22 protein-coding genes and 1 tRNA gene are annotated in these 22,795 nt (G+C 73.5%); 13 read left to right on the forward strand and 10 right to left on the reverse strand.

What is annotated here, in order from left to right; translation table 11 throughout:
- The first annotated feature begins 18 nt into the window (after positions 1-18).
- Positions 19-453, forward strand: a complete 435-nt coding sequence (locus tag ACIPAE_RS24280) for a DinB family protein (RefSeq protein WP_402447959.1) — start codon at positions 19-21, stop codon at positions 451-453.
- Between the two features lie 155 nt (positions 454-608).
- On the opposite strand, the gene ACIPAE_RS24285 is transcribed toward ACIPAE_RS24280, so the two are convergent.
- Positions 609-983, reverse strand: a complete 375-nt coding sequence (locus tag ACIPAE_RS24285) for a DoxX family protein (RefSeq protein WP_329363405.1) — start codon at positions 981-983, stop codon at positions 609-611.
- 158 nt (positions 984-1,141) lie between these two features.
- Positions 1,142-1,987, reverse strand: a complete 846-nt coding sequence (gene fdhD / locus ACIPAE_RS24290) for a formate dehydrogenase accessory sulfurtransferase FdhD (RefSeq protein WP_329363403.1) — start codon at positions 1,985-1,987, stop codon at positions 1,142-1,144.
- A gap of 164 nt (positions 1,988-2,151) precedes the next feature.
- Between fdhD and ACIPAE_RS24295 the strand changes: the two genes are divergently transcribed.
- The 5 genes from ACIPAE_RS24295 to ACIPAE_RS24315 all read left to right on the forward strand — a co-directional run bounded on the left by ACIPAE_RS24295 (position 2,152) and on the right by ACIPAE_RS24315 (position 6,252).
- On the forward strand, positions 2,152-2,511 hold the full coding sequence (locus tag ACIPAE_RS24295) for a chorismate mutase (RefSeq protein ID WP_328471138.1): 360 nt from the start codon (positions 2,152-2,154) through the stop codon (positions 2,509-2,511).
- 115 nt (positions 2,512-2,626) lie between these two features.
- The gene (locus ACIPAE_RS24300; RefSeq protein ID WP_402447813.1) at positions 2,627-3,319 is read left to right on the forward strand and encodes an NAD(P)-dependent oxidoreductase; all 693 of its coding nucleotides are present in this window, start codon (positions 2,627-2,629) and stop codon (positions 3,317-3,319) included.
- Between the two features lie 114 nt (positions 3,320-3,433).
- Positions 3,434-3,521 (forward strand) — tRNA-Leu (locus tag ACIPAE_RS24305).
- Positions 3,522-4,178: 657 nt separating this feature from the next.
- The gene (locus ACIPAE_RS24310; RefSeq protein WP_329363399.1) at positions 4,179-5,006 is read left to right on the forward strand and encodes an alpha/beta hydrolase; all 828 of its coding nucleotides are present in this window, start codon (positions 4,179-4,181) and stop codon (positions 5,004-5,006) included.
- 310 nt (positions 5,007-5,316) lie between these two features.
- Positions 5,317-6,252, forward strand: coding sequence for a LysR family transcriptional regulator (locus tag ACIPAE_RS24315; protein ID WP_328471150.1), 936 nt, complete (start codon positions 5,317-5,319; stop codon positions 6,250-6,252).
- A gap of 403 nt (positions 6,253-6,655) precedes the next feature.
- Here the strand turns inward: ACIPAE_RS24315 and ACIPAE_RS24320 are convergent, their stop codons facing one another.
- The 3 genes from ACIPAE_RS24320 to ACIPAE_RS24330 are packed head-to-tail and all read right to left on the reverse strand — an operon-like array spanning position 6,656 to position 9,182.
- Positions 6,656-7,462 (reverse strand): serine hydrolase, encoded by an 807-nt coding sequence (locus tag ACIPAE_RS24320; RefSeq protein ID WP_402447815.1) that lies wholly within the window; start codon positions 7,460-7,462, stop codon positions 6,656-6,658.
- Positions 7,456-8,982: an amidohydrolase family protein gene (locus ACIPAE_RS24325; protein ID WP_402447817.1), complete on the reverse strand. Its 1,527-nt coding sequence runs from the start codon at positions 8,980-8,982 to the stop codon at positions 7,456-7,458. Before ACIPAE_RS24325 ends, ACIPAE_RS24320 begins: the two co-directional genes overlap by 7 nt.
- Positions 8,983-8,984: 2 nt before the next feature.
- Complete coding sequence (locus ACIPAE_RS24330; RefSeq protein ID WP_402447818.1) at positions 8,985-9,182, reverse strand: hypothetical protein; 198 nt, start codon at positions 9,180-9,182, stop codon at positions 8,985-8,987.
- Between the two features lie 774 nt (positions 9,183-9,956).
- Here ACIPAE_RS24330 and ACIPAE_RS24335 point away from each other — a divergent pair.
- The 6 genes from ACIPAE_RS24335 to ACIPAE_RS24360 are packed head-to-tail and all read left to right on the forward strand — an operon-like array spanning position 9,957 to position 16,799.
- Complete coding sequence (locus tag ACIPAE_RS24335) at positions 9,957-11,804, forward strand: ABC transporter substrate-binding protein (protein ID WP_402447820.1); 1,848 nt, start codon at positions 9,957-9,959, stop codon at positions 11,802-11,804.
- Positions 11,797-12,858 carry an ABC transporter permease gene (locus ACIPAE_RS24340; protein WP_329363390.1) on the forward strand — a complete coding sequence of 354 codons (1,062 nt, stop codon included), beginning with the start codon at positions 11,797-11,799 and terminating at the stop codon, positions 12,856-12,858. Before ACIPAE_RS24335 ends, ACIPAE_RS24340 begins: the two co-directional genes overlap by 8 nt.
- On the forward strand, positions 12,855-13,766 hold the full coding sequence (locus ACIPAE_RS24345) for an ABC transporter permease (RefSeq protein ID WP_329363388.1): 912 nt from the start codon (positions 12,855-12,857) through the stop codon (positions 13,764-13,766). Before ACIPAE_RS24340 ends, ACIPAE_RS24345 begins: the two co-directional genes overlap by 4 nt.
- Positions 13,763-14,788 (forward strand): ABC transporter ATP-binding protein, encoded by a 1,026-nt coding sequence (locus ACIPAE_RS24350; RefSeq protein WP_329363386.1) that lies wholly within the window; start codon positions 13,763-13,765, stop codon positions 14,786-14,788. The genes ACIPAE_RS24345 and ACIPAE_RS24350 overlap by 4 nt, the downstream gene beginning before the upstream one ends.
- Entirely contained in the window at positions 14,785-15,858 is a 1,074-nt protein-coding gene (locus ACIPAE_RS24355) for an ABC transporter ATP-binding protein (RefSeq protein ID WP_402447823.1), read from the forward strand. Before ACIPAE_RS24350 ends, ACIPAE_RS24355 begins: the two co-directional genes overlap by 4 nt.
- Positions 15,855-16,799 (forward strand): LD-carboxypeptidase, encoded by a 945-nt coding sequence (locus ACIPAE_RS24360; protein WP_329363384.1) that lies wholly within the window; start codon positions 15,855-15,857, stop codon positions 16,797-16,799. The genes ACIPAE_RS24355 and ACIPAE_RS24360 overlap by 4 nt, the downstream gene beginning before the upstream one ends.
- A 186-nt stretch (positions 16,800-16,985) precedes the next feature.
- Here ACIPAE_RS24360 and lysA read toward each other — a convergent pair whose 3' ends face one another.
- Together lysA and ACIPAE_RS24370 are read right to left on the reverse strand one after the other, a co-directional pair.
- Positions 16,986-18,323 carry a diaminopimelate decarboxylase gene (lysA, locus tag ACIPAE_RS24365; protein WP_402447826.1) on the reverse strand — a complete coding sequence of 446 codons (1,338 nt, stop codon included), beginning with the start codon at positions 18,321-18,323 and terminating at the stop codon, positions 16,986-16,988.
- A gap of 172 nt (positions 18,324-18,495) precedes the next feature.
- A complete protein-coding gene (locus ACIPAE_RS24370; protein ID WP_402447828.1) occupies positions 18,496-18,819 on the reverse strand; it encodes a hypothetical protein in 324 nt (107 codons plus the stop codon).
- Here ACIPAE_RS24370 and ACIPAE_RS24375 point away from each other — a divergent pair.
- A complete protein-coding gene (locus ACIPAE_RS24375) occupies positions 18,818-19,219 on the forward strand; it encodes a DUF4232 domain-containing protein (protein ID WP_402447830.1) in 402 nt (133 codons plus the stop codon). The genes ACIPAE_RS24370 and ACIPAE_RS24375 overlap by 2 nt on opposite strands.
- Before the next feature lie 160 nt (positions 19,220-19,379).
- Here the strand turns inward: ACIPAE_RS24375 and ACIPAE_RS24380 are convergent, their stop codons facing one another.
- The 3 genes from ACIPAE_RS24380 to ACIPAE_RS24390 form a co-directional block, all read right to left on the reverse strand.
- The gene (locus tag ACIPAE_RS24380; RefSeq protein ID WP_329363378.1) at positions 19,380-19,586 is read right to left on the reverse strand and encodes a hypothetical protein; all 207 of its coding nucleotides are present in this window, start codon (positions 19,584-19,586) and stop codon (positions 19,380-19,382) included.
- A complete protein-coding gene (locus tag ACIPAE_RS24385) occupies positions 19,583-20,374 on the reverse strand; it encodes a COG4280 domain-containing protein (RefSeq protein ID WP_402447832.1) in 792 nt (263 codons plus the stop codon). The genes ACIPAE_RS24380 and ACIPAE_RS24385 overlap by 4 nt, the downstream gene beginning before the upstream one ends.
- Before the next feature lie 147 nt (positions 20,375-20,521).
- On the reverse strand, positions 20,522-22,792 hold the full coding sequence (locus ACIPAE_RS24390; protein ID WP_402447834.1) for an FAD-binding protein: 2,271 nt from the start codon (positions 22,790-22,792) through the stop codon (positions 20,522-20,524).
- Between the last annotated feature and the right edge of the window lie 3 nt (positions 22,793-22,795).

Raw genomic sequence — 22,795 nt, forward strand, 5'->3', positions numbered from 1 at the left:
GATGAGCGGACCACCCTGCTGACGTTCCTCGGGTACTTGCGCGAGGCGCTGATCCGCAAGGCCGAGGGCGTCCCCGACAGCGCGGCGCGCATCCCCGCGGTCCCGTCCGGCACCAGCCTGATCGGGCTGCTGCGGCACTTGGCCGCCGTCGAGCTGAACTGGTTCGAGTGGGCGTACGCGGGGCAGGGGAGCGAGCCCTTGGACGACGAACCGGCCGTGGACGACGGCGACACCGTCGAGGCGGCCGCGACGGCGTACCGCGAGGCGGTGCGCCGGGCCGACGCGGTCGTGCTCGGCTGCGCGGACCTGGAGCGGCCCGGTGCGCGCTCGCTGCGGGAGACGGCTCCGCCGTCGATGCGGTGGGTGCTGGTGCACATGATCGAGGAGACCGGGCGGCACGCCGGGCACGCGGACATCCTGCGCGAGTTGTACGACGGTTCGGTGGGCCGCTGACCGGGGGCCTCTCCCTTCACGGCGCCCGGGTGGACCGGCGGGTGGACCGGCGGGCGGGTGGACGGGCGGGTGGACGGGCCTCGCCGGTGTGCGCGGTCCGTTCAGCCGCCCAGGACGGTTCGGCGGCCCGGCACCGTTCAGCGGCGTGGGACCGTTCAGTGGCGCAGCGCCGCGACCAGCAGGACCAGGGCGGACCAGCCGGTGAAGAGCGCGTAGGCGAAGAGCGGCCGGCCGCGGTCACCGGCGGCGAGCTGGCGGGCGAGGACCCAGCCGAAGTAGAGGACTTCGAGCGCGGCGCCGAGGACGCCGTAGCCGGGGTGCCAGATGCCGATCAGGAGCAGGACGGCGCAGGCGGTGTGGAGCAGGCCGGCGGCCGGCGGCACCCAGCGGTGCCGGCCCTCGCGCAGCCCCAGCCGGGTGAGGCTGTCGAGGCGCTCCACGCCCGGGCCGTAGCGGGCGAGTGCGGCGAGCGCGGAGGGCACCACTTCGAGCAGCAGAAGTGCGGTCAGTACGGCGCTGAGCGCGAACACGGCGGGCTCCCGGTCTCGGTGTGGGCCGCCCCGGTGCGTACGGCGGAGACGGGGTGCGCGGCGGGGCGGTGCGTACGGCGGGGCGGTGCGCGCGGCCGAGCAGACTGTGCGTACGGCGGGGGCGGTGCGCGCGGCCGGGACGGCCGCGGGCACGGTGCTCAGTGTGCCTGCTCGGACTCCAGTGCGAAACGGTTTTCCCCGGCGTAGACGTTCATCGAAGTGCCGCGCAGGAACCCGACGAGGGTGAGCCCCGACTCCGCGGCGAGGTCCACCGCGAGCGAGGACGGCGCCGACACCGCGGCCAGCACGGGGATTCCGGCCATCACCGCCTTCTGCACCAGCTCGAAGGAGGCCCGGCCCGACACCATCAACACCCGCCCGGCCAGCGGCAGAAGCCCCTCCCGCAGTGCCCGGCCGACCAGCTTGTCCACCGCGTTGTGCCGTCCGACGTCCTCGCGGACGTCGAGCAGCCGGCCGTCGCCGTCGAACAGCGCTGCCGCGTGCAGGCCGCCGGTACGGTCGAACACCGCCTGCGCCGCGCGCAACCGGTCCGGCAGCGCGCTGAGCAACTCCGGTGTCAGCAGCGGCAGTTCGGGGTCGACCGGCGGCATGCGCGTCGCGGTGCGCACCGCGTCCAGGCTCGCCTTCCCGCACAGGCCGCAGGACGACGAGGTGTACACGTTCCGCTCCAGGGCGATGTCGGGGAGCGGGACGCCGGGGGAGAGGGTCACGTCCACCACGTTGTACGTGTTCCCGCCGTCGGAGGTGGCGCCCGCGCAGTACACGACATTGGCCACTTCGTCCGCCGCGGCCAGCACCCCTTCGCTGACCAGGAAGCCGACCGCCAGCGCGAAGTCGTCGCCCGGGGTGCGCATGGTGATCGCCAGCGGCCGGCCGTTCAGCCGGATCTCCAGTGGCTCCTCGGCGACCAGCGTGTCCGCGCGGTGCCCGACCACGCCGTCCCTGATCCGCAGTACGCGGCGCCGCTCGGTGACCCGTCCCATGCCGTACCTGCCCTGGTGGTCTCGTCGGTTCTTGTCGGTTCTCGTCGTCAGTTCACGGTCGGGTGGTTCCCTCCACGGTGCCCCCGCCGCCCGGGCACCGTGTCATAGGGTGTGCCAGGCAGGAAAGCGGACCACCACGGACTTCCCCAGGATGGCAGACCGAGATGACAGACCAGCCGACGTCGGCCGCCGAGCACACCCTGGGCGACAACGAGCGCGCCCTCGCGAAGTTGCGCACCTTGCGCGGCAGTATCGACAACCTTGACGCGGCCCTCGTCCACTTGCTCGCCGAGCGCTTCAAGTGCACCCAGGAAGTGGGGGAGTTGAAGGCGGCGCACGATCTGCCGCCGGCCGACCCGGCGCGCGAGGCCGACCAGATCGCCCGGCTGCGGAGGCTCGCCGCCGACGCCCGGCTCGACCCCGCGTTCGCGGAGAAGTTCCTCAACTTCATCATCGACGAGGTGGTCCGCCACCACCGGGCGATCGCCGCGCGGCCGCGGCCGGACGGCGCGGGCGAGGCGTGATCGGGCCCGCCCGGACGGCTTGCGTGCGGCGCGGTCACATTTCCGTCGCGCGGCACGACTCATAGGTAGGACGCGCCCCGATCCGCGGGGCCGTATCCCGAGCACGGGAGCACCCATGAGACTCGCGATCTTCGCCGCCACCGGCGGCATCGGCACGCAACTGCTGGCGCAGGCGCTGGCCGGCGGCCACTCGGTGACCGCGGTCGTCCGCAACCCCGCCAAGCTGGGCGATCACGCGGGCCGGGACACGGCGGGCCGGGACGTACACGTGGTCACCGCCGACCTGTCGGCGCCCGACCCGGAGGTGCTGGCACGCGCCGTCAAGGGCGCGGACGCGGTGCTGTCCGGGTTCGGCCCGCGCGGGCGGGCGGACGCCGGCCACACCGGGAGCGGCACCCGCGCGATCGTGGAGGCGATGCAGACCAGCGGCGTACGGCGGATCGTCGCGGTCAGCGCGGCGCCCGTGTCCACCACGCCCTCGCCGGGCCGCCCGCACCCGCCCCGGCACGACCCGGGCGACAGCACCTTCATGCGCTACGTCGCCGCGCCGCTCGGGCAGCTCTTCCTCGGCAAGGTCTTCGCCGACGTCGCCGTCATGGAGGACGTGCTGCGCGACAGCGGCCTCGACTGGACCGTGGTGCGCCCGCCCCGCCTCACCGACAAGCCCTTCACGGGCAGCTACCGCACGGCGACCGACCGCAACCTCAAGGGCGGCTTCAGCGTCCCCCGGGCCGACGTCGCCCACCTCATGCTCAGCTGCCTCACCGACCCGGCCACCGTCCACCACGCCCTCGGCGTCGCGACCTGACCGGCCGCCCCGCCCCACCCCTTCCCACCGGCCCGAATCCAGGTGAGGAGCACTCCGATTCCTTGGTATCGTGGACTCGTCACCGCGACCCCACCGGTCCGGCGACGCCCACCGGTCCGGGTGGCGGAATGGCAGACGCGCTAGCTTGAGGTGCTAGTGCCCTTTATCGGGCGTGGGGGTTCAAGTCCCCCCTCGGACACCAGTAGAAGTCCCATCATCGTCCGGGTCGAGATCCACTTCGACCCGGACGATTTTTTTGTGCGGGGCGGTGGGCGCCTTTCAGACCTCGGCGCCCTCTACGGTGGCGGACGACGGCCCCACCGCCGCGGGTCTCTGGTGACCGGCCGGGTCGAACTGCCGGAGCATCTCGTCGACGGAATCGGCCATCTCCTTCTCCTCTTCCTCCCCACGTTCCTCCCCACGCGTGCCGACGGCCCGCCCGAAGCTTCGCGGTCGGGCGGTTGCCCGAGCATGCGTCACGCCTCGTGCGCGAAGGCGTGGGAGACGCGGCGTGCCATGGCTCCCCTTCGCGGGCGCGGGATCGTTCCTGGTGTCAGGAGGACGGTAGGGCGGGGCCGGGTGCCAGGTCTACGGGGTCTCGCCGATGTGCGTGGTGCCGGGGGACGATCTTGGGAAGCCCTGGCCGGTCCGGGGCGCGGGCGGGCAAGTGGGGGTGGGGTCATCCGGGTGGCCCTGGTGGGGGCGGTCTCGGCTGTCGCGCGGGGCGGATGTGGGTTTGGGTGGGTGGCACGGCCGTGGTTCCGCTCAGTGGCGTGCGAGCGTGCCGTGTTCCCCCGGGGGCCGTGTGCCCCGCCAATTGCCGGGCAGCGGTGTGCCCGGCTCCGGATCGGAGGCGATCATGCCTTACTGCACTACCCGCGACGGTGTGGAGATCTTCTACAAGGACTGGGGCAGCGGACGGCCCGTGGTGTTCATCCACGGCTGGCCGCTGAACGGCGACGCGTGGCAGGACCAGCTCAAGGCGGTGGCCGACGCCGGGTTCCGCGGCATCGCCCACGACCGCCGTGGTCACGGCCGCTCCACCCCGGTCTGGGACGGCTACGACTGGGACACCTTCGCCGACGACCTCGACGACCTCATCACGGGCCTGGACCTCCAGGACGTCACCCTGGTCGCGCACTCCATGGGCGGCGGCGAGCTCGCCCGCTACATCGGCCGGCACGGCACCTCCCGGATCAGGTCCGCGGTCCTGCTGTCCGCCATCCCGCCGCTGATGCTCAAGGGCCCCGGCAACCCCGAGGGCGCGCCGCAGGAGGTCTTCGACCAGATCAAGGCCGGCATCCTCAAGGAGCGCTCGCAGTTCTGGAAGGACACCGCGGTCGGCTTCTTCGGCGCCAACCGGCCCGGCAACAAGGTCACCCAGGGCAACCAGGACGCCTTCTGGTCCATGGCCATGCAGGAGACCATCCAGGGCGGCGTCGCCTGCGTCGACGCCTTCGCGAACACCGACTTCACCGACGACCTCAAGAAGTTCGACGTCCCCACCCTGGTCGTGCACGGCGACGACGACCAGGTCGTACCGATCGACGCCACCGGCCGCAAGTCCGCGAAGATCATCCCCGACGCCACCCTCAAGGTCTACGAGGGCGGCTCGCACGGCATCGCCCTGGTCCCCGGCGACAAGGAGAAGTTCAACGCCGACCTGCTGGAGTTCCTCAAGCGGTGACGCCCGGGCGGGGCCGGACCCGTCGCGGTCCGGCCCCGTCGTGGGTCGGCCCCGTCGTGGGTCGGCGCCCGCGGTCCTGGGCACCCCGTGGGGACAGCGCGGAGGACCGGTCCAAGTCGGTCTCGGGGCCGCCCGGTTGCCCGCCGACCTCCTGCGGCGCGGTGCAACGGCTGAAGCGGAGCCACACGTGTGGTGCCGTCTTCGTCAAGATGCCCAGCCTAGGTCCGGACCATGGCGCGGGCGCGGGGACAAACGGAATTCGGTCATACCCCCTTGGCCGGAGAGGGGCGCGGCGTCGTAGGGTGCCGCCATGTTGAACACGCACCGACTGCGCATACTGGCCGAAGTCGACCGGGCCGGGAGCATCGCCGGGGCGGCCCGCGAGCTGAAGCTGTCGCCGTCCGCCGTGTCGCACCAGCTTGCCCAGCTGGAGAAGGAGGCCGGCGTCAGCCTGGTCGAGCGCAGCGCGCAGAGCCTGCGGCTCACCTCGGCCGGGCAACGGCTGTCGCTGCGCGGGCAGGACGTCCTGGCCCTGCTCGACTCGGCCGAGAAGGATCTGCGGGCCCAGTCCCGGGCGGATTCCGGGCACCTGCGGATCGGTTTCTTCGCGTCGGCCGGCTACCACCTGCTGCCGCAGTCGCTGTCCCGGTTCTCCAGCCGCCACCCCGCGGTCGGGCTGGACCTGGTCGAGGGGCAGCCGCACGAGCTGGCCCTCAGCGTCCAGCAGGGCGCGATCGACGCGCTGGTGATCTTCGAGCACGCGCTCGACCCGTGGACGCCGCCGGAGGGCGTCGAGGTGAAGGAGCTCTTCCACGAGCCGCAACTGCTGGTGGTCCCGGACGGCCACCCGGCCGGCCGGCGCAGCCAGGTCCGGCTGGAGGAGCTGTCCGGAGAGCAGTGGATCACGTCCTTCGGTACGGGTACGCCGGTGCTGTCCGTGCTGGAGCGGGCCTGCGCGCTGGCGGGCTTCGTCCCCCGCATCCGCTGCCGCAGCGACCACTACGAGGTGATCGTGGGCCTGGTGCGGGCCGGCATGGGGATCGCGCTGGTGCCGAGCCTCGGCGTCACCGACACCACCGGGGTGCAGACCACCCGGGTGTCCGGACTGCGGCTGCACCGGAAGATCGGCGTCGCCTGGCGCCCGGAGAACCCGAACCCGCTGCTGGGCAGCTTCATCGCCTACCTGGGCAGCGCCGCGTCGAACCTGCTCGCCGCAGGACGCCAGGGCCGGCCCAGCTCGCGCTGACCGTACGGCCCCGGCTGACGCGTGCCCGTGTCGGCCGGCTGGCGTCGACCGTACGGCCCCGGCTGGCGCGTGCCAGTTATAGCCGGGCGCGGGCTGACCGTATGGCCTGGCCTGGCGCGTGCCCGTGTCGGCCGGCTGGCGTCGACCGTACGGCCCCGGCTGACGCGCGCCCGTAATCGGCCGGCGCGCGTCGACCGTACGGCCCCGGCTCACGCGTGCCCGTGTCGCCGGGCGCGGGCTGACCGTACGGCCGACCGGCGCGGGCCCGTATCGGCCGGTCGGCGGCGCCCCGCCCGGCCCACCCCGCCCGGCCCACCCCGCCCGGCCCGGCCCGCCCGTGCGGGCCGGACCGGTGACGGGGGGATCGGCCCGCGGTCCGTCCGGGCCGGACCCGGGCGGAGGGTCAGCGCGCGGCCGCGGCGATCCGCGCCCCGACCGTCCGCATGGCCTGCAACGTCTCGAACTCGTTCCCCGGACGGCACGAGCCCAGCACGGCGTAGCAGACCTGCCGGGTGCCGCGCACCACGCCGACGTCGCAGCGGACCCCGACGTCGGTGCCGGTCTTGTTCGCGACCCACAGCGACGCGCTCGGGACGTCGCGGACCGTGCTGTCCTCGGGGTCGTGCGGGATCAGCGCCGGCACCATGCTGCGGTCGCCGCACCCGGCCATCCAGCCGAGCAGCAGGCGCGCCCACGGCTCGTCGGCGGCGATCCGCTGCGCGAGCCCGGCCAGTTCCGCCGCGGTGCCGACCGCGAAGGTCGGCGGGTGGGCCGGCGACCGGGGCTCGCGGATGCGGTCGAGGACCCGGGTGCGGACGAGCCCCAGCGCGTCCGCCCCCTGGTTGACCCGGTCGAGGCCGACCCGGCGGATCAGGGCGTTGGTCGCGGTGTTGTCGCTCACGGCCGCGGTGAGCAGCGCCAGGTCGGGGACGGTCCAGCGCCGGACCGACAGCGCGGTCAGCAGTCCGGAGCCGCCGCAGTAGTCCTCGTCGAGCAGGTCGAACGGCTCGCCAGGGTCCAGATCGCCGCCGGTGAGGCCGCGCGCGACCTCGGCCAGGAGCAGCAGCTTGCCGACGCTGGCGAGCGGCCGCACCCGGTGCGGCTGGTGCTCCAGGACACCGGGGACCATGACGGACAGGGTGCTGGGCAGGGCGTCGGGCGGGATGCCGGGCAAGGTGCCGGGCAACTCCGGTGGGACGGCGCTCAGCACGCCAGCACCTGCCCCGGCCGCGCCGACGTCATCTCGCCGTCCTCCACGACGACCGCGCCCGCCACCACGACCAGCCGGACGCCGCTCGGCGCGAGCAGGGGTTCGGCGAAGGTGGCACGGTCGGCGACCGCCGCCGGATCGAAGACGACCAGGTCGGCGTGGCCACCGTCGCGCAGCACGCCCCGTCCGGCCAGGCCGAACCGGGCCGCGGTGGCGCCGGTCATCTTGTGCACCGCCTCGGGCAGCGTCAGCAGGCCCAACTCGCGTACATAGTGCCCGAGGACCTTCGCGAACGTCCCGGCCCAGCGCGGATGCGGCAGCCCCGGCTTGGGCACCCCGTCCGAGCCGATCATCGAGAACGGCACGGCGAGCACCCGCCGGACGTCGTCCTCCCGCATCGAGTGGCTGATGATCGTCACGTCGCCCGCTTCGGCCAGCAGCAGTTCGGCCACCACGTCGACGGCGTCGGCACCGCGCTCGGCGGCGATGTCCGCGATCGTCCGCCCCTGGAGTTCCGGATGCCGCGCGGCGCCGGCCACCGAGATCCGGTCCCAGCCGCCGTTGCCGACGGTGTTCTCCCAGCCGGCCACGCCGTCCGCGATGGCCGCGCGCATCCGGGCGCGCTGTCCGGCGTCGCGCAGCCGCTCCAACAGGCGGTCCTGCCCGCCGTCGTGTGCCCACGGCGGCAGCATGGCCGCGAGCGCGGTGCTTCCCGCGGTGTAGGGGTAGACGTCGCAGGTCACGTCCATGCCGTCGGCGCGGAGCCGGCGCAGGTGGGGCAGCGTCCGCTCGGTGCCGCCCCAGCCGTGCCGGCCGGCCGTCTTGTGGTGCGAGACGTGCAGTGCGGCGCCGCTGTCGCGGGCGATCCGCACCGCCTCGTCGAGCGCGGCCTCGACCTGGGACATCTCGTCGCGCAGATGCGTCACGTACGGCTTGCCGTGGCGGGCCGCCACCGCCGCGAGCGCGGTCACCTCGGCGGTGTCGGCGAAGGAGCCGGGCGTGTAGATCAGGCCAGTCGACAGGCCGGCCGCGCCCGAGGCGAGCGCCTCGTCCAGCACCCGGCACATGGCGGCGAGTTCGTCCGGGGTGGCGGCGCGGGCGGCGTGACCCACCACGGCGCCACGCAGCGTGCCGTGGCCGACCAGGGCGGCCAGGTGGTTCGCCCGGCCCGCCGCGGCGTGCGCGCGGCCGAACGCCGCGAAGTCCGGGTACGGCGCCGGGAACGCGCTGTCGCCGCAGTTGCCGCAGATCTCGACGGTCACGCCCTGGAGCACGGCGGCGTGCGCCGGCAGGGTCCCGGAGCCGTCCAGCGTGGTCAGGTCGGAGTGCGTGTGCGCGTCGATGAAGCCGGGCGCCACGACATGCCCGGGTACGTCGAGTACCCGGTCGGCGGTGGCCGGGGCGCGGGGCGGCAGCACGCGGACCCGGCCGCCGGTGACGGCGACCTGCCCGGCGATCAGCGGCCGGCCGGTCCCGTCCGCGATGTCCGCGCCGCGGACCAGGAGGTCGAAGTGGGACACGTTCACCGCACCTCGGTGGGCGCGAAGCCGTCCCCGGAGCCGTCCCCGGCACCGTCCCCGGCTGCGGCACCGGCGCCCGTCCGGTCGGCGCGAGTGATCCGGCCGGCGGCACCGTGCCCGGTACCGCCGATGCGCGGGGCGGCCGTACCGGTGTCGGAACGTATCCGGCGGCTGCGTACGGCAGTTGAAGGCAGGGACATGGGCTTCCTCGCTGGTGTGCTGGGGGCGGACACGGACGGACCCAGCGTGCGGTCCGCGGACGGCGCCGGCATCGAAGCGTTGAAGATCTGGCCGCTCACGGACCACTTCGTGTTCGGCGGACGGTACGGCGCGGTCATGACGTCGGCCTACGGGCATCGAAGTCTTCGATGCTCAGAGACGCAAGCGCGCACGGGTCCTTGCCGATCTGCGAGGGCTTGCCAGTCTTCAACCACTTGACCTCCAGGCGAACGTGAGGTGCTGCCCATGCCAGCGGATGCCGCTTCGGCGCCACCCGTCCTTTCGACGGCCGACACCGGGGTGCGTGCCGCAGACGCCACGACCCGGCGCTCCCGGCCGACCAGGTCCGGCACCGGAAGCACCGGAAGCACCGGAAGCACCGGAAGCACCGGAAACACCGGCGGCACGGGCAGCACGGGCGGTGCCGGTGACCCCGGAATCCCCGGCGACCCCGGGCACGGAAGGCGGCGCGGCGGGCGCTCCCGCAGCGCGTGACGCCCGTCCGCCCGCACCGCCCGACCAGGCGGTCAAGGCCGAGGCCCGCATCCCTCGGCAGTTCGGGTCCGATGTCGTGTCGGCCGCACCCGCGTCGACCTCGACCCCCGGCATTACGTGTTCGGCGCCGCCGGCGACCGCGTACGCACCGACGAAACCCGGCTTCAGCGCGGGCGTGCCGGTCAGTCACCGCTGACCGGTCCCGAGCACTCGCCTGAGGCGGCACCGTCCCCTGCCCTCCCCAGCAACGGAGACCCGAGATGGTTTTGCGCACACCCCGCAGACTGCGTGCGGCCCTGGCCGTGACCGCGGTCAGCGGCATCCTCCTGGCCGGCCCGGCCGGCCTGACGACCTCCGCGGGTGCCGCGTCCCCGAGCACCAAGTCCGGGACGACGCTGAGCGTCGCCATGGACAGCTCGGGGGTGGACACCCTCAATCCGTTCCTGGCCTACTTCAACGGCTCGCTCGACCTCTTCGGCGCCATCTACCCGTCGCTCACCACCATCGACCAGAGCGGCAAGCCGAGCCCCTACCTCGCCACGTCCTGGAACGTCTCGCCGGACCACCTCACCTGGACCTTCAAGATCCGCGACGGCCTGAAGTGGAGCGACGGTCAGCCGCTCACCGCCGAGGACGCGGCCTGGACGTTCCACCTGATCATGACCGACGAGATCGCCGGCACCGCCAACGGCACGCTGGTGTCCGGCTTCCAGTCGGTGACCGCGCCCGACCCCACCACGCTGGTGATCAAGACCAAGCAGCCCCAGTCCAACCTGAACTACGTCAGCATCCCGGTCGAGGGCATCCCGATCGTGCCGGAGCACATCTGGAAGTCGCACGTCGCCGATCTCAAGGACTACAAGAACGACTCCTACCCGGTGGTCGGCTACGGCCCCTGGACGCTCACCGGTTACAAGACCGGCCAGTACGCCACGCTCGACGCGAACAAGTCCTTCGTGCTGGGCGCGCCGAAGTACGACCACCTGATAGAGCAGCTCTACAAGACCAGTGACAGTGCTGTCGCGGCGCTGCGGTCGGGCCAGCTCGACTACATCCCCGGCGGCGTCATCAACTCCACCGAGTTCAAGTCGCTGACGCACGTCAGCGGCGTCGACACCGCGCAGACGGTCGGCAACGGCTGGACCGGGCTGGAGATCAACCCCGGTGCCAAGTCCCGCAGCGGCAAGCCGATCGGCACCGGGAACCCGGCGCTGAGCGACCCGCAGCTGCGCCGCGCGATCGCCCTGAGCATCGACAAGCAGACGCTGGTCAAGAAGGTCGTCGACGGCTACGGCACCGTCGGGGAGGGCTATCTGCCGCCGGCCTGGTCCCAGTGGGTGTGGAAGCCGTCGGCCGGCGAGCGGCAGGGCTACGACCCGGCCCAGGCCAACCAGCTGCTGGACAAGGCCGGCTACAAGCGCGGCTCCGACGGCATCCGGATCGATCCGAAGACCGGCAAGCCGCTGGACCTGCGGCTGGGCATCCACTCCGACGACGCCACCGACGCGTCGATCGCCCCCTACCTGGTCGGCTGGCTCAAGGCGATCGGTATCAAGGTGAAGCTGGAGCCGATGAGCATGTCCGCGCTCAACAGCGACCTGGGCAAGGGCGACTGGGACATGCTGATGGACGCGTGGACCACCGGCCCCGACCCGACCTACCTCCTCGGCATCCAGAGCTGCGCCACGCTTCCCAACGACCAGGGCAACGGCGGCAACACCGACTCGTTCTTCTGCGATCCCGCCTACGACAAGCTGCAGGCACGCCAGCAGAGCCTGTTCGATCCGGCGCAGCGGGTGAAGGTCGTCGGGCAGATGCAGCAGATCCTCTACGACGCCGACGTGGACGTGATGCTCTACAACCAGACGCAGAAGACGGCCTCCTCCTCGAAGGTCACCGGTGAGAGGGTCGGCAAGCCGGACGCCCAGGGCTTCTACCCCGCGCAGAACTCCTTCTGGACGTACCTGAAGGCGACACCGGTGGAGCACGGCGGCTCCTCGTCGTCGGGCGGTCTGGGTATCGGGCTCGGCATCGCCGCCGCCGTGATCGTGGTCGGCGCGGGTGCCGTCGTCCTCCGGCGCCGGGCGGGGGCCGACGACCGTGAGTAGCCCCGACGCCGTGGCCGAACCGGCCCTCGAAGCCGCGCTGTCCGCCCCGAAGCCGCGGCGCTCGCTGCGGACGGCGTGGGGCGGTTACCTTGTGGGCAAGCTCGCGGCCGCGGTGGTCAGTTTCGCGGTCACCCTGGTCATCGGCTTCGTGCTGTTCAACGTGATGCCGTCCGACCCGGTGCGCACCATGACCCGCGGCCGCCCGGTCAGCCAGGCCCAACTCGCCCAGCTGCGGGTCCAGCTGGGCCTGGACAAGCCGATGTGGCAGCGGTTCCTGGACTTCGTCAACGACACGCTGCACGGGCGGCTCGGCTACTCCTGGGAGTACCGGCAGTCGGTGGCGTCGCTGGCGATGAACCGCCTGGGCCCGACCCTGCTGCTGATGGGCACGTCGTTCGTCATCTCGGTGCTGCTCGGGCTGTGGCTCGGCCAGCGCAGCGGCTGGCGGTCCGGCAGCCGGTTCGACCGGATCACCTCCTCCACCGCGCTCACCCTGTGGTCGGTGCCGACCTTCTGGCTGGGCATGATCCTGCTGATGGTGTGCAGCGTCGGGATCGGCCCGATCCACGGCTTCCTGCCGGTCGGCGGCATGAGCGACCCGACCCTGCCGCAGACCGGGATGACGCACTACGTGGACGTCGCCAAGCACCTGGTGCTGCCGGCGCTGACCATGATCCTGGTCGTCTACGCCCAGTACGTGACGATCATGCGGTCCTCGATCATCGAGGAGAAGGGCAGCCCCTACCTGCTGACCGCCCGCGCCAAGGGCCTCACCGACGACGCCGTACGCCGCCGGCACGCGCTGCCCAACGCCCTGCTGCCTTCGGTGACCATGATCTTCATGCACCTCGGCACGCTGATCAGCGGCGCGGTCACGGTCGAGGCGGTCTTCTCCTGGCCCGGCCTCGGCGACCTCACCTACGAGGCGCTCAAGATTCCCGACCTGCCGCTGCTCCAGGGCACCTTCATCGTCTTCAGTGCGAGTGTGATCATCATGAATCTGCTGGCGGACCTCGCCTACCGGTTCCTCGACCCGCGGGTGCGCGCCCAGTGACGGCCGCGCAGATCGTCACCGCGCAGGACGTGGCCTCGGCCGTCCCGGTCAGGTTCGCCGGAGCACGCCGCTTCGGCAAAGCCTTCATCCGCCGCCCCGCCGGAGTGGCCGGGCTCGCGGTCCTGCTGCTGTTCTGCCTGCTGGCGCTGTTCGCACCGCTGTTCATCGGCCCCGACCAGATGGACGTCACCAAGGTCGACGGGCCGCTGCTCGCCGCGCCCAGCGCGCACTACCCGCTCGGCACCGACCTGGCCGGCCGCAACGTGCTGCTGCTGCTGATCTGGGGCTCGCGGGAGTCGCTGCGGATCGGCATCATCGCCACCGCGCTGACCGTCGTCATCGGCGCCGGGGTGGGCATCGTCGCCGGCCACTACGGAGGCGTGGTCGGCCGGGCGCTGATGCACGTCACCGACTGGTTCATCGCGCTGCCCAGCCTGCCGCTGGCGATCTCGCTGGCGGCCGTGCTGGGCCAGGGCGAGACGTCGATCACCATCGCCATCGCGGCCACCTCCTGGACCGCCACCGCGCGGCTGGTGCGGGCGCAGACCCTCGCCGTCGAGGCCCGGCCGTTCGTCGAACGGGCCCGCGCACTGGGGGCCGGCGACCGCCAGATCATGGTGCGCCAGGTGCTGCCGAACGTGATGCCGCTGATCCTGGTCTCCAGCACCCTGACGGTCGCCGGATCACTGCTCTCCGAGGCCACGCTCACCTTCCTCGGCCTCGGCAACCCGGCCAGCGTCACCTGGGGCGAGATGCTCAACGACGCCTTCTTCAACGGCGCGTTCACCGCCGACGCGTGGTGGTACCTGCTGCCCCCGGGCCTGGCGATCCTCGTGGTGGTGCTGGGCTTCACGCTCACCGGCCGCGCCGTGGAACACGTGCTCGACCCGCGGATGGAGAACAAGTGACCGCCCAGACCGCGGCGGCGGCCGGTGCCGCCGCCACCGCCGACCCGCCCCTGCTGGAGGTCCGCGACCTCCAGGTTGCCTACCGCCAGGGGAACCGTTTCGTCCCCGCCGTGCGGGGCGTCGACTTCACCCTCGCCGCCGGTGACACGCTCGGTGTCGCCGGGGAGTCCGGCTGCGGCAAGTCCACGATGGCGCTGAGCCTGCTGCGCCTCCAGGACCGTTCCGCGAAGGTCAGCGGGGAGGTGCTGTTCCGCGGCGAGAACCTGCTGACCACCAGCTGGGCCCGGTTGCGGGCGGTGCGCTGGGCCGGTGCGTCGGTGGTGTTCCAGGGCGCGATGAGCGCGCTGAACCCGGTGCGCACCGTGCTGGACCAGATCGTCGAACCGATGGTGCTGCACGACAGGACCCGGGTGAAGGACGCCGAGCGCCGCGCCGCCGAACTGCTCGACAGCGTCGGCATCCCGTCCCGGCGCGTCCGCAGCTATCCGCACGAGTTCTCCGGCGGCCAGCGGCAGCGCGTGATGGTCGCCATGGCCCTGGCGTGCCGCCCGGACCTGATCATCGCCGACGAGCCGACCACCGCGCTGGACGTCATGGTCCAGGCGCAGATCCTGGAGTTGCTGGCCGAGCGGGTCCGCGAGTCGCGGATCTCCGTCATCATGATCACGCACGACCTGTCGCTGCTGGCGCACACCTGCGACCGGCTGGCGGTCATGTACGCGGGCCGGATCGTCGAGCTCGGCCCGTCCAAGCAGGTGCTCCAGCAGCCCGAACACCCCTACACCCGGGCGCTGTCACGGGCCTTCCCGACCATCGGGGACCCGGCCTCACGGCGCGCGCCGGTCGGCCTCGCGGGCGACCCGCCCCGGCCCTCGGAGGCCGGCACGGGCTGTGCCTTCGCCGCGCGCTGCCCCGAGGCGCTGCCGTCCTGCCGCACCGAGGAGATGCTGCTGTGGCCGGCCGGGCCCGGCCGTTCCGCCGCGTGTGTACGCGTCCGGCCCGACCACGGAGGTGCGCGGTGACCCGTGACCCCAGCCCCAGCACCAGCCCCAGCACCAGCCCGGGACCCGGCCACGGCCCGGGACCCGGCTCCAGCCCCGGCCGGTCCACGCCCGCGCTGGAGGTCCGCGACCTCTCGGTGGTCTACCCGGCCGCCCGAGGCCGCGCCCCGGCCCGCGCGGTGGACGGCGTCAACCTGCGGATCGGCAAGGGCGAGATCGTCGCGCTCATCGGCGAGTCCGGGTGCGGCAAGTCCACCCTGGCCCGCTCGCTGGTCGGCCTGGTGAAGCCGACCGCCGGCGAGGTGCGCTACGACGGCACGCCGCTGGACTACACCGCCAAGGGCCTCAAGGCGTACCGCCGCCACACCCAACTGGTCCTCCAGGACCCGGGCGGCGCCCTCAACCCGAAGCAGAACGTCTACGACGCCGTGGCCATGGGCCCGCGGCTGCACGGGCTCACCGACGGGCTGCCGCTCACCGTGCACGACGCGATGGTCCGGGCCGGATTGCGCCCGCCGGAGGACTTCTTCGGCCGCTACCCGCACGAACTGTCCGGCGGGCAGCAGCAGCGCGTCGTCATCGCCGGCGTGCTGGCGCTGAACCCGTCGGTCATCGTCGCGGACGAGCCGGTGGCGTCGCTGGACGCCTCGGTGCGCGGGGAGATCCTGGCGCTCATGCTGCGGCTGCGCGACGACCTCGGCCTGTCGGCCCTGGTGGTCAGCCATGACCTCGGCCTGGCCTGGAACATCGCCGACCGGGTGGCCGTGATGTACCTGGGCCGGGTGGTCGAGCAGGGCACCGTCGAGGAGGTCCTGCTGCGGCCGCAACACCCCTACACCAAGGCGCTGCTGTCGGTGGTGCCGACCGGTGCCGAGGACTGGCGCCCCACCCTGCTGACCGGTGAGCCGCCGGACCCGACCGCGATCCCGTCCGGCTGCCGCTTCCACCCGCGGTGCACCCGCTGGGCCGGCGCCTCGCCGGCCGACCGCGCCACGGCCGCCTGCGACCGCCGTGAACTGCCGGTGCTGGCGCCGGACACCTCCTGCGCCGCCTGCCATCTGCTCGGTTCGACATCCCTGGAGAAGATATGACTCTGCTTCGCCCGCCCGGGTTGAAGCCCGGCGACACCGTCGCCGTGATCTGCGCCAGCTCGCCCGTGGACAACCAGGACCACCTGGAGTCGGGGCTGGCGGCCATGCGGTCCGTGGGCCTGGTGCCGGAGGTCTTCGGGTCGGCCCGCGACGCCGGGAGCATGTACGACTACCTGGCGGGTGACGACGCGCTGCGGGCCGGCGACCTGACCCGCGCACTGACCGACCCCGAGTACGCCGCCGTGTTCCTCGCCTGCGGCGGCTACGGCTCGCAGCGCACGCTGGAGCTGGTGGACTGGAGCCGGATCGACCCGAACCGCCCGAAGGTCGTGGTCGGTTACTCGGACGTGACCGCGCTGCTGGAGGCGCTGGCCGTCAAACTGGGCTGGGTGTCGCTGTTCGGGCCGATGGTGGCCTGCGGCGGCTTCTGGGAGGGCCCGCAGGAGTACGACTTCACCGAGCTGATGAAGCTGCTCTACACGCCGGCCGAGGTGAAGGAGCTGTCCTTCCCGGGGGCGCGGACGCTGGTGCCCGGCGTCGCCGAGGGGCTGACCCTGGGCGGGACGGCCACCTTGATCGCGGCCAGTCTCGGCACGGACACGTCGTATCCGGCCAGGGACGCGATCCTGTTCCTGGAGGACGTCGACGAACTGCCCTTCCGGATGGACCGGATCATCACCCAGATCCGCCGCGCCACCAGCTACCTCGACGGCGTGGCCGGGATCGTCCTCGGCACGTTCACCGAGTGCGGGGACCCCGAGCACATCGACCGGATGCTGGCCGAGCGCTTCGGCGACCTGGGCGTTCCGGTGCTGGCCGGGGTGAACATCGGCCACAACACGCAGATGCAGACCTACCCGGTCGGGGTGCGGGCCCGGTTGGACGCCGACGGCAGGACGCTGACCTTCCTCGACCAGCCGCTGACCGACCCGCGGGAGTGACGGCACGCCGAAGCGGCCGGTACGACGGGGCAGTCGATCCCGTCGGGCCGGCCGCTCCGCGCGGAGGGCGGGCGCGCGTCACACGAACAGCGCGCCTCATACGAACAGCGCGCCTCATACGAACAGTGCGCTGCACACGAACAGCGCGCGTCGCAGCGACAGTTCGCGTCCCGCGCGCAGCGCGCTTCACACGAACAGGCTGAGCAGGTCCTCCTGCGTCTCGCGGCGGACCAGGGTCCGGGCCGCACCGTCGCGCACGGCGACCACCGGCGGCCGGGGGACCTGGTTGTAGTTGCCGGCCGCCGACCGCTGGTAGGCGCCGGAGCAGGGGATCGCGACCAGGTCGCCCGGCCGGATGTCGCCAGGCAGCTCGACCGAGTGCACCAGCACGTCCCCGCTCTCGCAGTGCTTGCCGACGATCGTGAACGTCCGCGGCGGGGCCTGACCGGCCCGGGAGGCGAGGACCGCCGTGTACGCGGCACCGTAGGTGGCCGGGCGGGGGTTGTCGCTCATGCCGCCGTCGACGCTGACGTAGTGTCCCTTCACCGTGCCGACCTCGTAGACCGCGACCGTCGTCGGTGCGGCGATCGACCGGCCGGGCTCGACGGCCAGCCGCACGTCGTCGGGCACCGCCACCCGGAGCGCGTCGGCGAGTTCGGCCGGTGTCGGGGCCGGCTCGCCGCCCGGGAGGTAGGGGACGCCGAGGCCGCCGCCGAGGTCCAGCCGGGCGATGCGGACCCCGTGCTCGGCCTCGACCTCCTTGAGGAAGCGCGCCATGCGCTCGGCCGCGGTGGTGAAGGAGCCGAGGTCGAAGATCTGCGAGCCGATGTGCGAGTGCAGGCCGACGAGTTCCAGGCCCGGCGTGGCCAGCACCCGGCGTACCGCCTCGGCCGCCTCGCCCGAGGCCATGGACAGCCCGAACTTGGTGTTCTCGCCGCCCGTCGCCAACGCCGCGTGGGTGTCCGCGTCCACCCCCGGCTTCACCCGGATCATGACCGGCTGCCGGGCGCCGCCGGCCCGCACCAGGTCCGCCAGGCGGTCCAGTTCGTGGAAGGAGTCCACGACGATGCACCCGATGCCCCACTCCACGGCGGCCCGGAGCTCGGCGACCGACTTGTTGTTGCCGTGGAAGACCACCCGCTCGGCAGGCATGCCCCCCAGCCGGGCCACCGCCAGCTCGCCGCCGGTGCACACGTCCAGCGACAGGCCCAGCTCCCGCAACCAGCCGACGAGGGCCGGGGCCAGGAACGCCTTGCCGCCGTAGTGGACGTCACCCGTGGGGAACGCGGCCGTCCATGCGGCGCACCGGGCCCGGAAGTCGTCCTCGTCGAGAACGTAGACCGGTGTGCCGAAGCGCGCGGCGAGTTCGCCGACCCCGATGCCGCCGACCCGCAGTTCGCCGTCCGTCCGACCGGCCGTACGCGGCCATACCTGATCCATCTCGTGGTAGCTGCCCATACGGCAGAAGCTAGGGACGGCAGCGCCGCCTGACGGGGCAGCGTCGAAGAACTGATTGCTCAGCATGCCGGCCGTGGGTGGAGGGCCCATGGGGGATGTGGCCGGCGCGTGGCGTCTGTCGCGATCATGATCCCTCCATGTCACGGGGTTGTCGCGGTCATGTCCGCGCGCAACCGGCCCGGGTGCCGCGGAACTCCATGAACGCAGAAGCGTCCGCACCATGTGGGCCGGCATCGATCTACGGAGTGGCAATGCGCAGCAGCAAGAGGCTCTCGGTCATCGCTCTGGTCGCCGTGGCCGCCGGACTGTCCCTGACGGCTTGCGGCCCCGACGACTCCAGCGCCTCCGGACCGACGTCGTCCGACACCGCCGGGGCGACCTCGTCCAGCGACGCCGGCCAGACGTTGGCGCCCAGCTCCGCGCCCGGCCAGGACACCTCCTCCAGCGGCGGTTCCTCCAGCGGTTCGTCCAGCGGTTCCAACGGCGGTTCCACCGGCGGCAGCAGCACGAGCGGCGGCTCCGGCTCCTCGAACTCCGGGTCGGGCTCCGGCAGCATGTGCATGACCTCGAACCTCGCCATCTCCGCCGAGCACGGCATCTCGGGGGAGGGCATGGAGCTGGTCCACCTCAAGAACACCGGTTCAAGCTCCTGCACGATGCACGGCTTCGCGGGTGTCGACCTGAAGAACGGCTCGGACTCCGTCAGCGTCCCGCGCCACAGCGGGGGCGACGTGCCCACCGTCAAGCTGGCCCCCGGCCAGGGGACCGACTTCGTCCTGTACTACCCCTTCAACAACAGCGGCGGCAGCGGCTACACGTTCACCACGATGGTCATCACGCCGCCCAACGAGACCCACTCCAAGACCGTCAGCGCGTCCATCAACGTCCCCGTCCAGAACCCGGACGACCAGGGCTCCGACTCCGGCAAGCTGTACCTGCTCGCGGTCGGCGGCGGCGAGTAGCCGCCCCTCGCGGGTCGCCCGCAGACGGGACGGCCGCAGACGGTACGGCCGCACGCGGGACGGCCCGCACCTCGAACGTGCGGCCTCAGGTGCCGGGTGCCGGGTGCCGGATGCCGGGGGCCGGGGCAGGGACGCGCATCCCTGCCCCGGCCCCCTCGCGTCAGCGGGCCGCCGCCACCGCGCGGCGCAGCGACAGGCCGAGCAGGACCACGACCGCGACGGGCGGCAGCCACCAGGCGTTCACACCGGCGCCGTGCACCAGGCCGGCGGTCGCGCCCAGCGCCACCACCACCCCGACCGCGACCCGCCAGTCGTCGCCGACGACGAAGTCGTACCAGAACAGCGCGAACGAACGAATCCACTTCACTGCGTGCTTCCCTTCGCCGCCGGAGCCGGCGGAACGGTGGTGGCCGCGGCAGGGGGTACCGCGGTGTCGGTGCGGCGCAGCAGCGCGGCGGTGCCGAGGCCGAGCAGCGCGATGACCGGCACGAGGACCAGCAGGGCCGCGTCGGCGCCGGGCCAGTCGACCCCGGCGCCCTCGGCGGACCAGAAGACGCCGAAGGCGGTGAGCATGATGCCGACGGCGAACTTCATCGAGTTCTCCGGCACCCGGGCCAGCGGCGCGCGGACCGCGAGGCCGACACCGGTGACCGCGACCACCGCGGCTGCCGCGCCGAGCGCCGCCAGCGGCACGCTGCCCTGGTTGTTGCCGAAGGTCACGACGATGAAGGCGACTTCGAGCCCTTCGAGGAAGACCCCCTTGAAGGACAGGGTGAAGGCGTACCAGTCGGTGACGATGCCGCGTCCTCCGCCCGCCGCGGCGTCGGCCGCCGCGACCTCCTTGGCGTAGGCGCCGGCCTCGTCGTGCAGGGCCTTGTGGCCGGAGGCGCGCAGGATGGCCTTGCGGAGCCACTGGAGCCCGAAGACCAGCAGCAGGGCGCCCACCACCAGCCGCAGCGCCTCGAAGGGGATCATCCCGATCGCGGGGCCGAGCGCGGCGACCACGATCGCGAGGGTGACCAGCGCCGCCGCGCTGCCTTGCAGCGCCGAGCGCCAGTTCCGGCTGGTGCCGGCGGCCAGCACGATGGTCAGCGCCTCGACCGCTTCGACGGCACACGCCAGGAAGACGGTGAGGACGAGGACGAGGCCGCTCATGGACGACCACCGCCGCGTGGGTGGGCACGGGTGGTGAAGGGGCAGGGCATCACGGTTGGCTCCATGGTTCGGGCCCCGGTACGGGGCGGGTGGGACGGAACGAGCAGGTGGCATCGGGCCGGTGGCCGCTGCTGACGGCGACGGGCCTCAGACGGCGGTGGCCTCGGGCGCGGACGCGGCGGTCGGCGCCCGCCGGAAGGCGGCGGTCAGCGCGGGCAGGACGTCCCGCCAGTCGGCGACGATGCCGATGTCGCAGTGGGCGAACACCGCCGCGTCCGGATCGCTGTTGACCGCGAGGACGGTGTGCGCGCGCTCCACGCCGGCCAGGTGGTGCGGGCTGCCGGAGACGCCGAGCGCCACGTACAGCCGCGGGGCGATGTTCCGCCCGGTGACGCCCAGTTGGCGGCAGTGCGGCAGAGCGCCGGCGTCGGTCACCTTGCGGGTCGCGGCGAACTCCGCGCCGAGCAGGGCCCGCAGCGGCTCGACCTCCGCGTAGCGGTCCGGAGCGACGCCCGCGCCCAGGCCGATGACCGTGGCCGCACGCTCGACCGCGTCGAAGTCGTCCTCGGTGCGCCGGTCCGAGCGCCGCAGCAGCGGATCGGCCGGCACGTCCAGCGTCTCGACGGGGATCGGGGCGGCGATCCGGGCGGTGATCCGGGCGGGGCTCGTGACGGGGTCGGCGTGCCCGGCGCGCACGGTCAGCGAGCCGGTCCGCAACGTGGCGATCTGCGGGACACCGTCGCTGCCGACCTCGGCGAGCGTGCCGTTGCCCGACGGTTTGCCGCCCACCAGGCGGAGCCGGCCGCGGGCGTCGGGGCGCACCGACGTGGTGGTCAGGTCGGAGAGCAGCCCGGCGTCCTGGTGCACCGCGAGGCGGGCCAGGACCTCGCGGTCCCAGGCGGAGGCGCCGCCCAGCACGGCCCAGGGCGCGCGGGAGCCGCGCAGCCGGCCGGCGAGCGCCGCCGCGACGGGGCGGGGGTCGCCGCCGGTGAGCCGCAGTGCCGCGTCGGCGCCCCAGTCGCGGAGTTGTTCCGGGTCCGCGGCCGGCGTGACGGCCAGCACGTGGCCGCCGATCCGCCGCGCGATCCTCGCGGCCTCGCCGAGCAGGGCCCGCCCGCCCGTCTCGGGGCTGCCGGTCACCGCGAGGACAGCGGGCCCGGGGAGTCCGGCGGGATACGGGTCCGCCGCCCGGCGGGTGACGGCCGTACGCCCGGGTCCGCCGGCGGTCGCGGACGGCGCCGCGGGATCGGGCGCAGCGACGCCGGCAACCGCGACGTCGGTTCCCGCAACGCCCGCTGCCGCAACGCCCGTTGCCGCGAGGACGGCGGGCCCGGGGAGTCCGGCGGGATACGGGTCCGCCGCCCGGCGGGTGACGGCCGTACGCCCGGGTTCGCCGGCGGTCGCGGACGGCGCCGCGGGATCGGGCGCAGCGACGCCGGCAACCGCGACGTCGGATGCCGCAACACCCGCTGCCGCAACGCCCGTTGCCGCGACGCCGGTTGCCGCCGCTGGGCCGGGCCGGTCGGCAACGGGACTTCCCGGCCCGGGAGTTCCCGCGTACGTACCGGCCCCGACGGCCGAGGAGCGGCCGGAGCAGTGGGCCGCCGCCAACCGTGCGGTGATGAGCGCGACCGCCTGTGCGGCCTGCTCCGCCGGGCTGCCGGACACGAGCACCGGGCGGCGGGTCGCCGCGACGCGCTCCACCCGGTGCACCCGGGTGGGGCTCGCGGCCCCCGGCTGGGCGCCGGCCAACTGATCCAGCGTCAGGACGCGGATCTGCGGCGCGGCGGGCCAGGCGGCCGGCGGGGCCTTCGCCGGCCGGCAGGAGCGCTCCGCCACCGCGAGCACGGCGGGCAGCGCCAGTTCGGCGGTCTCGGTGACCGCGTCGAGCTGGAGTACCGCGCGCAGCCCGTCACCGCCGACCGCCTCGATCGACAGCGCCGGCCCGGCGAACGGCAGGCCGAGCAGCGCGGCGACCATCGGCCCGACCGCACCGGTGCCGCCGTCCAGCGTGCTGTGCCCCGCCAGCACCAGGTCCACCGGGCCCAGGCTCCGTACGGCGGCGGCCAGGGCCTTCGCGGTGACCAGCGTGTCCGCGCCCGCCAGCGCCGGGTCGCACACGTGCAGGCCCTCGTCCGCGCCGCAGGCCAGCGCCTCGCGCAGGACGTCGGCGGCGGCGGGCGGCCCCATCGTGACGACCGTGGTGCGGCCCCCGCTGCCCCGGCCCAGTTGCACCGCGCGGGTCACCGCACGGCGGCACCACGGGTTGAGCTCCACCGGGAAACCGTCCCTGCGCAGGCGCCCGCTGCCGTCCAGGTCGCCCGGGTGGTCGCCGAGCGGCACCTGCTTGACCAGCGCCACCGCGTGCAGCGGACGGTGGTACGCGGCCTCGCCCCACGGGCTGTCCGTCGTCGCCATCGG

It is taken from the genome of Streptomyces sp. NPDC087270 (genome assembly GCF_044744625.1).
Classification (GTDB): Bacteria; Actinomycetota; Actinomycetes; order Streptomycetales; family Streptomycetaceae; genus Actinacidiphila.

Bases quoted from the DNA above. Each gene is read 5' to 3' on its own strand.
- fdhD (WP_329363403.1), bottom strand. From the start codon at position 1,987: ATGGGACGGGTCACCGAGCGGCGCCGCGTACTGCGGATCAGGGACGGC.
- ACIPAE_RS24295 (WP_328471138.1), top strand. From the start codon at position 2,152: ATGACAGACCAGCCGACGTCGGCCGCCGAGCACACCCTGGGCGACAAC.
- ACIPAE_RS24300 (WP_402447813.1), top strand. From the start codon at position 2,627: ATGAGACTCGCGATCTTCGCCGCCACCGGCGGCATCGGCACGCAACTG.
- ACIPAE_RS24310 (WP_329363399.1), top strand. From the start codon at position 4,179: ATGCCTTACTGCACTACCCGCGACGGTGTGGAGATCTTCTACAAGGAC.
- ACIPAE_RS24315 (WP_328471150.1), top strand. From the start codon at position 5,317: ATGTTGAACACGCACCGACTGCGCATACTGGCCGAAGTCGACCGGGCC.
- ACIPAE_RS24330 (WP_402447818.1), bottom strand. From the start codon at position 9,182: ATGTCCCTGCCTTCAACTGCCGTACGCAGCCGCCGGATACGTTCCGAC.
- ACIPAE_RS24335 (WP_402447820.1), top strand. From the start codon at position 9,957: ATGGTTTTGCGCACACCCCGCAGACTGCGTGCGGCCCTGGCCGTGACC.
- ACIPAE_RS24360 (WP_329363384.1), top strand. From the start codon at position 15,855: ATGACTCTGCTTCGCCCGCCCGGGTTGAAGCCCGGCGACACCGTCGCC.
- lysA (WP_402447826.1), bottom strand. From the start codon at position 18,323: ATGCTGAGCAATCAGTTCTTCGACGCTGCCCCGTCAGGCGGCGCTGCC.
- ACIPAE_RS24375 (WP_402447830.1), top strand. From the start codon at position 18,818: ATGACCTCGAACCTCGCCATCTCCGCCGAGCACGGCATCTCGGGGGAG.
- ACIPAE_RS24370 (WP_402447828.1), bottom strand. From the start codon at position 18,819: ATGCACATGCTGCCGGAGCCCGACCCGGAGTTCGAGGAGCCGGAGCCG.
- ACIPAE_RS24385 (WP_402447832.1), bottom strand. From the start codon at position 20,374: ATGAGCGGCCTCGTCCTCGTCCTCACCGTCTTCCTGGCGTGTGCCGTC.
- ACIPAE_RS24390 (WP_402447834.1), bottom strand. From the start codon at position 22,792: ATGGCGACGACGGACAGCCCGTGGGGCGAGGCCGCGTACCACCGTCCG.